9 protein-coding genes are annotated in these 10,833 nt (G+C 41.3%); 2 read left to right on the top strand and 7 right to left on the bottom strand.

The genetic code is table 11. From position 1 onward, the window contains the following. Positions 1-188 precede the first annotated feature (188 nt). Positions 189-734 (bottom strand): photosystem II reaction center PsbP, encoded by a 546-nt coding sequence (gene psbP / locus OGM63_RS28015; protein WP_263749017.1) that lies wholly within the window; start codon positions 732-734, stop codon positions 189-191. Positions 735-828: 94 nt separating this feature from the next. Here psbP and OGM63_RS28010 point away from each other — a divergent pair, with 94 nt between their 5' ends. Both OGM63_RS28010 and OGM63_RS28005 read left to right on the top strand, forming a co-directional pair. Continuing rightward, on the top strand, positions 829-1,080 hold the full coding sequence (locus OGM63_RS28010; RefSeq protein WP_263749015.1) for a hypothetical protein: 252 nt from the start codon (positions 829-831) through the stop codon (positions 1,078-1,080). 342 nt (positions 1,081-1,422) lie between these two features. Next, a complete protein-coding gene (locus OGM63_RS28005) occupies positions 1,423-2,412 on the top strand; it encodes a DUF2278 family protein (protein ID WP_263749014.1) in 990 nt (329 codons plus the stop codon). Between the two features lie 58 nt (positions 2,413-2,470). Here the strand turns inward: OGM63_RS28005 and OGM63_RS28000 are convergent, their stop codons facing one another. The 6 genes from OGM63_RS28000 to hpsJ-B form a co-directional block, all read right to left on the bottom strand. Beyond that, entirely contained in the window at positions 2,471-3,877 is a 1,407-nt protein-coding gene (locus tag OGM63_RS28000; protein WP_263749016.1) for a PP2C family protein-serine/threonine phosphatase, read from the bottom strand. Positions 3,878-4,678: 801 nt separating this feature from the next. Next, positions 4,679-6,223 carry a signal recognition particle-docking protein FtsY gene (gene ftsY / locus OGM63_RS27995; RefSeq protein ID WP_263749012.1) on the bottom strand — a complete coding sequence of 515 codons (1,545 nt, stop codon included), beginning with the start codon at positions 6,221-6,223 and terminating at the stop codon, positions 4,679-4,681. Between the two features lie 234 nt (positions 6,224-6,457). Continuing rightward, entirely contained in the window at positions 6,458-7,087 is a 630-nt protein-coding gene (nusB, locus tag OGM63_RS27990; RefSeq protein ID WP_263749011.1) for a transcription antitermination factor NusB, read from the bottom strand. 93 nt (positions 7,088-7,180) lie between these two features. Next, the gene (locus OGM63_RS27985) at positions 7,181-7,954 is read right to left on the bottom strand and encodes a DUF502 domain-containing protein (RefSeq protein ID WP_263749010.1); all 774 of its coding nucleotides are present in this window, start codon (positions 7,952-7,954) and stop codon (positions 7,181-7,183) included. Positions 7,955-8,620: 666 nt separating this feature from the next. Then, positions 8,621-9,511 carry a glycosyltransferase family 2 protein gene (locus OGM63_RS27980; RefSeq protein WP_263749009.1) on the bottom strand — a complete coding sequence of 297 codons (891 nt, stop codon included), beginning with the start codon at positions 9,509-9,511 and terminating at the stop codon, positions 8,621-8,623. 217 nt (positions 9,512-9,728) lie between these two features. After that, on the bottom strand, positions 9,729-10,574 hold the full coding sequence (gene hpsJ-B / locus OGM63_RS27975) for a hormogonium polysaccharide biosynthesis protein HpsJ (RefSeq protein ID WP_263749008.1): 846 nt from the start codon (positions 10,572-10,574) through the stop codon (positions 9,729-9,731). Between the last annotated feature and the right edge of the window lie 259 nt (positions 10,575-10,833).

Below are 10,833 nucleotides of genomic sequence, written 5' to 3'. Positions count from 1 at the left end.
TTCAAAAAGAAAGCGGCAAAAGTATGACCCTAGGGTCTCGTGGGCTTGGAGATGTGTATAAGTGTCAGGATGGGAAGATGGGGGGATGCAAAGATGGGGGAAAGCATTAAATTTAAAACTTTCCTTGTCCTCCTTGTCCTCCTTGTCCTCCTTGTCCTCCTTGTCCTCCAGTCCCCAGTCCCCAGTCCCTAATATACAGAAAAAGAATTCACGCAGCCTTCTATTATTGATTTAACTCTCTGCCAACGGTTTTCGGTAACGGAGGCATTAAAGGTAAAAAGTTTACCTCGGCTAACAGCGACACTAGCCAGATTATGCCGTTTTCTGTTATTTGGGAGTTTAACCTCATACTCTAACAAGTAGTAAGTTTTACCGTTAGATTCTCGTTGTGCAGCGTTGACTAATTCTGCTTCGCGTCCAGAGTCAGGAGGAGCGATCGCATTTTTTGACAACTTATATCCTACCTCTCCTGGCGTGCCCAATTCTGTCAAAGTTTTGTTATCTGGAACCGGACTAATCACCACAGAGACATTTTCTGTCACCTGAATCAAATCATGAAACACTACATCCGGTCCGTTGGCAACTTTAACTTGCACCCAACCGTTAGGATATAAGAACTGATAGCCATCAGTAGTGTCTACAAAGCTGTTGAGTCCACCTGCAACCGCTACACCAAAATTACTCAGGCTAAAGCTAAATACCAATAGCAAAATCAATACAATTCGTTTCCACATTTCTACAGATTCCTTTGGGCTGGAAGCAACACAAAGCACACTTAAATTTCTCGTTTTCATTCTCCCATCAACAGGGACATTTAGGAAAAGGGGAATGGAGTTTTCACCGCAAGCTGTTTTTGCGAATGAACGTATCGACAACGGTTGTAGTGTAGAATTAACTCGTCTACTGATTCTCCCGAATCCTTGGTGGAGTTTAGCCTTTGAAGCTAGCGGTGAAGAAGCCTGTTTGATGGATAATCTTCAAAAAACAGCTAGTTGGGTATTTAAGACTTATGAGGGGTCAAAGTTGCTAGCTGCGGATTCTTTCGCTTATCCCAGTGGGCTAGAACTTGTTTGTCAATAAAGCTTTCTAGTAATCATGTGTTGAAAAATACTCAGCAATTATTTAATAAATATCAAGCAATAATACAAAAAATATCCCAAAAGACATAAGTATATAGACTTATAAGTTATCCAAAATAGCACACAAAACAACACTAAAATGTTAGACCATTACAGGGAATAGCGATCGCTCGCAACCCTAAATACCAAAATGCTTGATCTGGCAATAAATTGTTACAGTCGTGGTTGCGATCGCTTTTGTCGGTCTCAGACTATACAGCCCGTCAAAGCCGAATTGAAAATGTTATTAGGGTTAGCAATTGCCTTCATATCATATTTTGCACCAAGAAATTAGGAGAAATTCATGCCTTTAAAAAATTACGGTGTTTTGAAATGTCAGGCGATTGAACGCAAGCTTGGTGAAGGATCTACTCCCCATTACCAAGTGCTAGTTACCGACACTAAGGTAAAGCATCGCATCGCCATCAACGTTAAATCACAACAAAGTCCTTCGGATTTATTGTATTTTGTTTCCGACAATTTCAATCACCCCATCATTAAAGGGCTAGTTAAGTTAAATTACGGCTTCAATCAATTGGATAGCAAACCAGGAGGGTTAGCTTTAGATTTCATCCGGGGAAATTTATTTGCCCAAAATAAAATGAAACCTTTACCATACAAAGTTCCCGGACCCGACAACGACCTGAACGAGTTGCTGGAATTATACATTGGACGAGCGCTGAATAATAAAGATATAACTTTATACGCCTTTGGTCAAAAGTGGGGACCGGAAAACAATAAAGAGGACAAGTATTTTCATTTTCTCCCTGGAAATGGTATTCATGACATCCACATGAACCAAGGCAACGCTGGTTCATTTCAGCGCGATAATGGAGTTTGGCAAGATGGTGGACTGTTGATTCACTATCCATCCCGGAATCAGTGGGTAGGCATATTTCTAGCCTTCCAATCGCAATCTTTCCATACTGACGATCGCACTGGTAATAGAATAGAAACCCTAATTGCACCATCAATTGCAGGGATTCGGATTATTGCAGCTTTGGTAAATCCTAGTAGCCAAGATACAGCAAAGAAGGTGGCATTAATCAACACTTCAGCAGAGAAAGTTGACTTAACTGATTGGAAACTTGCAGATACCCTCAAGCGTAAGCAACCCCTTAGTGGCATCATTAACCCAGGTGAAGTTATGCAAATACCTGTAGACAAAAATTATATTCAACTGGAAAATGAGGGTGGTATCATTACGCTTGTTGATCGCAACGGCATCAAGATAGACGGTGTTTCTTATACCAAAGAAGATGCCCAAAAGCCCGATTGGACAATTCTATTTTGAGCCGCTTTGCTTTCGTCCAACAGTCCATAGTCCATAGTTTTTGACAATTGACTCTTGACTATTGTTGAATTTGCAGCACCACCAACGTCATATCATCGGTGTTTTGTTTATCAGCACCGATGAATTGATCAACTTGGTTAAATAGGTAATCCAGAATCTCCTGTGGTCCATTGCAATGCTTGCAAGCCAAATTAAAGGCATCGACAAAATTTTCTTCATCAAAGCGATCGCCTCCCGCAGAAGCAGCTTCAGTCAAACCATCTGTATAATAAATAATTGTATCCCCAGGTTCTAACTGTACCTGAGCATCTTCATATTCGCTGTTAGTATCTAACCCAATCAACATTCCCAATGTATCCAAACGTGTCACAGTTTTTGTAACTGCGTGCCACCACAAAGGAGGATTATGTGCTGCATTGCTATAAGATAAAATTCTATTTTGGGGGTCATATTCTGAGTAAAACAGTGTCACAAAACGGTGGGAATTTTCCAAATCAGCATACATAACTTGATTTAAATTTTGGAGAATTGCTGCTGGTGAATTACCGTGTAATACTTCTCCTCGTAGCATCCCCCGCATCATGGTCATAATTAACCCAGCCGGGACACCTTTGCCCATCACATCACCAATCACAAAACCCCAACGTCCAGTTTCTAAGCTAATAATATCTTTGCTATTTAACTGAAACTGATTGTGCTTAGTAGGAATAAAATCATAATAGTCTCCACCGACACGATTTGCCGGTTTACAACGGGCAGCCAAAACTATACCAGGAATCAAGGGACATTGACGAGGTAAAAGCCGACGTTGAATTTCCGCAGCAATTTCTAGTTCTTGATCTAAGCGTTCTTTTTTTCGTAATTCTACAGCCAGTTCATCGTTTTCAATCGCTACTGCTGTTTGGTCTGCTACTAACCGGACTAATTTTTGTCTAGTTTCCGTCCAAGTATATTCCCGATCGCGACTAAACACATAAAGCCATCCTCGTTCTGCATGTTTCACCAGAATTGCCGTACCAAATATTTGCATATCTGGTCCTAAGTAGCGATGCATCTGGGCATCCAAAACACCCGTATTTGCTAAAGGTGCCGTATTTGCCAGAAGTGTGATTTGACTGGTAGCGGTTTCTAGCGCTTTGCGAATATGTTTGCGCTGGTGACTATCCTGCCAATGCAACTGCTCTAATCGAACTTGACCATTAGCTTTGTAGAGAAACAGAGCACTACCATCTGCATCTGTTACTCTTGTTGCCATCAACGGAATTAGCTCTAAAAACTGATTCAAATTATTGAAGCTTCTCAGAGCAAATCCTAAAGAACTTAACAAATCTTGAATTTTGTTTTGTTCTCGGTGCAGCCGTGCCACGAGTTCTTTCAGCGCTACAACGGGAGTCACATCCGTTGCGGCACTACTATTACTATCAGTTGGTTGAGAGGGCAGTTGAGACACAGGCACAGCTATTATTTCACTTAACTGAAAAACCGAATTAGATTACTTATAAATCATCTAGGCAAAGGCAATTGCTAAACCATATTTAAACAAGGTTTGTCAATTTAGCAAGAGTAGAAAGACGTAAAATGTCAATTTAATAAGTATTGCATTTGCTGATTGTATTTATTCGTCAAAACAGAAGTTTTAAGTAAGTTTTTTGCTCAAAAAGAGACTAATATTAACAGCAATTTCTCTTAGAACCGAGAAAGCTTTCAATTTTTTCATAACTTCATCACCAAGTCATATATCTTGAGATAGAGAAAATACCTGTGTCAACAGATAAATTTTGACGATCTCCGAGTCAGTGTTGAGACTGGGGGGTCTGGGGCTTAGGGGGCTTAGAACCTCAGGGGTCAGGCACTCTGGGGCAGATATACTTGCGCTTTCTTCCTAGTTTAAGTTATGTAAACAATATTGATCCTATTTTCATGACAACAGATATACAGGGTTAGGAAACAAAAGCCAGAAAAAGCATAGCACAAGACCTTTAACCCATAAATTAGTAATGGTGTTTTAGTTTAACTAACACACTTTTGAATTATAAATTTTGAACAGATAATATTCAGTAGTAGTTTGCCTTATATCTTGCACCTCAGCGTACAAACCCACACAGGATAAAAAAATGCGCCATCAGGCTACCTTATTTTTATTGGTTTTTATCGCTAAATCAAGGGTTTTAGTTGAATACTGAGTCATTAAATTACATCCATGCCCGAAACCCTTGATTAGACGTAGCACATGCAACGTCTCTACGTATGACTCTACTTTCTATGTCTAATCACTCAATAAAGCTTCGACAAACTCGTAGCTAGAAAACGGACGCAAATCTTCAATTCCTTCACCAGCACCAATAAAGCGAATCGGTAGACCTAGTTGCTGGACGACGGCGAGGGCGACACCTCCTTTAGCTGTACCATCAAGCTTAGTTAACACTACACCACTAAGTTGGGCAGCTTGAGAAAAGACTTCGGCTTGCCGCAATCCATTTTGACCTAAAGTGGCATCAAGAACCAAGAATGATTCTACTTTTGCATTAGGGGCTTTTTTGTCGATAATTCGCCGGATTTTACTGAGCTCATCCATCAAGTTTTTCTTGTTTTGCAGTCGTCCTGCGGTATCCACCAGAAGTAACTCTGTTTCTCGTGCAACGGCAGCAGCGATCGCATCAAATACAACGGCTGCTGGATCTGTATTTTTCCCAGGATTAGAAATTACTTCCACACCGCTTCTGCTACCCCAAACCTTCACCTGTTCCACAGCAGCAGCGCGGAATGTATCTGCGGCACCAATCAAGCATTTATAGCCAGATTTTTGTGCCAAGTGAGCAATTTTGCCGATGGTAGTGGTTTTACCAGCCCCATTCACCCCAGTTATTAACCAAATATTAAGAATTTCTTTTTCTGGAGTAAAACTAGCTTTGTAGGATGTTTTGAGTGGTGCATCGAGCATATCCCGGAGGATAGTTTTGAGGTAGGCGATCGCCTTATCTGGTGGAGTAACTTCTTCTCGTAGCTGTTTCTGTAACGCTTTGATAATATAGTCTGTGGCTTCCACACCCACATCTGCTTGCAACAGCAACGATTCAATTTCATCGACTGCTGCTTGATTTAGCGGTCCTTGACCGACAATCGCCTTCAGTTGGTTAACAATACCACGACGAGTTTTGTCTAAGCCTTGTCGCAGCTTTTTCAGCCAGTTAATTTCTTCAATTGAAACATCTTCCGCACGTCTACCTTGCCTTGCCAAAACTTCTGTAGACCACACAAACCCATCATCAAAGGCAAGTCCGGGGATTTCCTCTACTATCTCTGGTGTAGGTGGCTGTACTACCTCGGTTTGGGGTACTTCAATTGCAGTTGCGATCAATCGTTCCTGTTTTGCTTGCCTTTCTGCCGCTGCCCGTTCTAAAAAGGATAAAGTTGCTGGCACTACGGGTTGTGCATCCTCTGGAGTCGCAAGTGCTTCGCTGGCTATTACTGCGGTGCTATCTATAATTTCCGCATCTGGCTCCAATGCAGTTGTTTCATCTGCTAGCTGTTCAGCATCTGGCTCTTCTGGTGATGCTATTTCTAGTTTTGACCCTTCTGTCACTTCAACAGAAGGAGTTTCTACTTCCTCTGCTTGTTGCTTTTGCTGAATATTTTTGTAAGCAGATTTAGCATATGCTAACAAGTCTGTCGCAGCTGCGGGTGAATCATCCTTGCTGGAAGTTTCGGCTGACTCTGTTTGAGATTCTTGTGTAGGAATTTCTGTTTGTTTTTCTTTCTCGGATGCCTTAGCAGGATCGTTATTTTGACGACGGAACCAATTAAAAACCATTGCAGCTATAAGTGTTAGTTGTGATGTGAGTTACAGCAGATTTCAGGTAGATGAAGTATATATATAAAACCCAAAACCTTGTAGAGACGTAGCACAGAATCGTCTCTACGTGTATTCGATGTTTAGCGATAGGCTGCTGTATGAGTTATGAGTTTAATTTAACTTGGCACGCTTTCATAAGACCTCCTAGTGTGGAAACTTACTTCTCTTTAGCTCTGAAAGGAAACACAAACGTTACGCAGTTTTTTTCTGGTCGGTGAATCGACGTAGAACACCATTGATAAATCGATGACCGTCCTCTCCGCTGTAGCGTTTGGCTAACTCTACTGCTTCGTCGATTGTCACGCTGTCTGGAACTTCTAAAAAGTTCATTTCTGCTACAGCGATTCGCAAAATATCCCGGTCGATATGAGCTAGACGAGTTACTTGCCAATCTACCAGAGCGTCGGAGATTAATTGATCGATCGCTTTTCGTTCTTCATTGACTGTTTTGACAATTTCAATCGCGTATCTGGCAACATCTTTATCTTGGTTAGCTAGCTGAATCAATTCTGGAAACTCAAGAGTGGTGCCAAGTTGATTAATTGCCGTTTGGGTATATTCGATTGCCTCTTTGACCATAGTTCTGGCAACATTAACATCGGTGGTGCGAGTTTGGCTGCTTAAAAGGCGATCGTTACTGCGTTGCAATTCCCCAGCAGCATTATCCAAAGAGTCTTGCACTTCTAGTGTCAGGGTACGTACTGCCGCTAGGACTAACTTAGGTAGTTGTGCTTCTGTCAATTTTTTGGGGTTAATTGGCATCTGACTAAGACTTAAAAGCGCCAATTCACGAGCAATTTGACGGGGTTTACGGGGTTGCATAAAAGTGTATCTAAGTATGTGAAAATTGAATTGATTTGCCTGCAAATTGGCAAATGCACGCTGGTGAAACCACCGTGCATTTGATGTAAAATTTTAAGTCTCTTCTAGAGGTATAATCTGCCGTTTTGTTTCAGTTTGTGGCACTTCCAGTTTACGGTCTTTGGCGATAACTAAAGGAGGTAAGGGCGTATTTGGAGCGACAATGCCACCAGAAACAATTATTTTAAAGGCATCTTCTATCGATATTGATAGATTTACTACCTCATCTTCCGGAAGTACTGCATACCATCCAGTAGTCGGATTTGGAGTGGTGGGGATAAAAACGCTTAACACTGGACGAGACATTTGAGATTGAATCTCGCTACTAATTGTGCCAGTGACGAAGCCGATCGCCCACATTCCCCGGCGCGGATATTCTACCAAAATTACGCGGCGAAACTTACCATTGGTATCTTTTAATAATGTTTCCAAAAGCTGTTTCAGGGTTTTATACACCTGTCCAGCTAAGGGAATCGCCTGCAACACTCGCTCACCAAAATCCAGTAACCACCGCCCAGCAATATTCCGAGCCATTAAGCCAATCAAGAGAATACTGAATAGCGGTACTGCCAGACCAACTAAAAGATTCAGTAGATTTACTAAAATAGGGTGCATCCCCTGAAAGGGATTCACTTGTTTAGGAATTTGGGTGAGAAAGTTGATTACCCAAGTGGCAATGGTAATCGTTAGCCAGATGGTTGTCGCTAGGGGAATCACCACTAACAAACCAGCAATCAGGTCATTTTTGAAGTCCTGTTTTAGGCGATCGATTAACAAGCCCCTATTCTCCTTTTTTAGGTTAGTGGAACTTCTGTTATTGGTATTCATAACCAGCAGATTCGTCAAATTGCACTACTGTAGTTTGCTATCCAGCGCGTGATCTGCTGCCAAAATCCCTAGTAGAAGAAGGCAGAAGCGAATAATACATATATCATCTACCTTTTGGCTTTTGTATAACTGTCTAGTTATTTCTGCCGAGCTATACTAGCTTTTACTCAATGGGATTTGACGCGATGCAAGCCGAAACAGCCTTAAGTTTTGATTCTGAGTAAACCTCAGTTTTAGTCTATATGGACATGTACCAACCAGAATTATGGCTGGGGTTATTCTCAGACGCTGTTACTTTTCTTTATCAGACTTGTAAATAATTGTTGCAAGTCTTTTAGCCTTTTATTGATCCTACCGCGATCGCACTCAAAGCTGCCCAGAATTCTGAAAGGTTTATTCCTTCAGCATTAGTATCTGTTTAGCGCATGTGAGTCAGTCACATCGGCGCGATCGAAGATGATAAAAAGTTATGTTAAAAATCTTAATTTATAATAAATCTAACATTATTAGGGAATAGAAAAGAAAATTATTTCCTGTTCACGATCGCCTTCTTATAGATCAATCGCGTTCAGTTAAGCCTAAAATACGAGCGTAGAGACTTCGTATTTCGCGTCTCTACAGGTCTAAAATCAGTACCAAAAATCTTTAACACAAGAGCGTATTGTCTCATATAGATAGTTTTTCAGGTGCTGTCATCTGGGCACTATTTTCGCCTATAGCTGCTTGTATATCTGAGACAGGTTTCGGCATGTGCTTCATTTCCCAAACTTTCAGCAAAATTAGATATTCATAGAATGCTTGTAGTGTACACCAAGCAGTGCCAGCGCGTCCGTCCAAACAGCCGCCCAGAATAAAATACATATAGAAAAAGCGTAACAGCGGTCGAGCAGGTAAACGCAAAGACAAATCTTTTAAAGCGCGACGTTTTTCGACTTCTGACTTCCCAAAAAACAAATTTAACCAGTTAACGTTGCCGTGTTCTAGTTGATACAAGGTTTCTTGAGCTTCATCTGTAGAGTAACGATTGTGCTTTTCTATCCAGCGGGTTAAGCCTTTGCTAGAAGTATAGTGAGGGTAAGTTTCCTTTAAAAAGCTGGTTGCACCATCACAAACTTCACGTTCAGTATGACCGTAGTCGTCAAACCAAACTTTACCATGACGGAAGAGGCGTAGTTGGTAACGGGGATATTGGGTGCTATAGCGAATCCAACGATTCATGAACATGACACGTTCAGCGACATAATAGCCGATGTAATCTGGATTATTCATCGCTTCGAGGCATTCAGCAAATAATTCTGGTGTCATGCGCTCGTCAGCCTCTAGAATATAGACCCATTCGTACTTAGGAGCAATAGACTCTAGCATCCAACTACGTTGTTTTCCGTGGCTTTCAAAAGCATGTTGAACAACACGTACAGGATAGTTTTTTGCTATTTCGACAGTGCGATCGCTACTGCATGAGTCTACAACAATAATGTCATCCGATAGCATCGCTGACTCAATACAAGCGGCAATATCTAACTCTTCGTTATATGTAAGTATGTATACTGAGAGCATTTTCTAGTTTTATAAAAATTTTACTAAACTCCGCGTCACTTTGCGTTTACCCTTGCGCTCCTCTGCGTTTTTACACAAATCTCTAATAAGTAACCGTCATCAACTGCGTACAAATATAACTCATTGTAGTTGGCGCTTTAGCGCTAAAGCGCTAACTACAAGCTAAGTCTGTCTCTTTTTTTCATATTGACAGTATTACGGCACTACAAATGAAAGATTAGCGTGCGGGTGCTTTTTTACCTCCACCACCTTGTAGCGCACCCATACCTCTTAATCCGGTCCAGCCGATGATAATGTAACCAATAGACAATAGCAAACTACTCATACCAATCCGTAGTCCAGACTTCAAAGCTTCTTGTTGAGCTTGTTTTTGAGCTTCTTCTTTACGCTGACGAATTTGGTTGAGTTTTTCATTTGCAAGTCCCTGAGGATCGCTTTGCTGCGCTAGAAATTTGTCAAGCTCTTGGGGATTTGCCTTAAACTTCTTGAGTAATTCTTTCTGAGTTGGAGGTAAGTTAGGATTCTCAAGTGCTTGCTTATATTTTTGATCGTCTTTGAGCAAGTCAGTAAACTGAGCTTTGATTTTGCTCTTTTGCTGTTCTAATTCAGCCTTAACCTGAGTGTTACCTAGTTGTGCTTGTAATTGAGTTAACTGGCTTTTGAGTTGATTTTCTGCCTGATCCGCATCCTGGCTGATTCGAGTTACTGTCAGAGACTTAGCTTGATTCACATTGTTGAGGTGCAACGGAAAAATCAGCAAGAATAACAACCCCAAAATACTCGATAGGATCAGTGCGGGAAACCTTAAATCTACGGGTTGCGAGCGATCGCTCATTTCACTAGTACCATCAATCCAATATCCGGCAAACAACATCCCCAAACCAACCATAGGCACAATTCCTCGGTCAACTAGCGCTGTTGCCAAGCCGATTTGCCACCCTTTATCAGTCGGTTGGAAGGGAAACAGCAAAATCACAAAGTCCAGTAAAAAGGACAAGATTAAGATAGTCCCAACCACTTTTAGTGTGCGGGCAGCGTTTACAGTAGCCAAACGGTCAATCATAGTTTTTCGGTCTTGTAGTGAATATTATTGAATGTCATATTTAAAGTTACTGGAATATTGTTCCCTTGACCTTATCTGTTATTTAGAACCTCAGAGCAAATTTAATACATTGAATTTAATTTTTACCCTTTGATTTTAAACTACACCACGGTAGCACCTGTAGTTTAGGGCGTCTTCCGGAAATTCCTCGTGTTCGACTATACAAGCGTTGACTAAGGGTAAGGGGGAGACAAGGAGAGACGGAGATGGGGAGAGGGGG

Origin of the sequence: Plectonema radiosum NIES-515, from assembly GCF_025753815.1 — a bacterium.
Taxonomy (GTDB): domain Bacteria; phylum Cyanobacteriota; class Cyanobacteriia; order Cyanobacteriales; family Nostocaceae; genus Hassallia; species Hassallia radiosum_A.
Note: the sequence above shows the minus strand (reverse complement) of the source record. Positions and strands in the feature narration are given on the sequence as shown.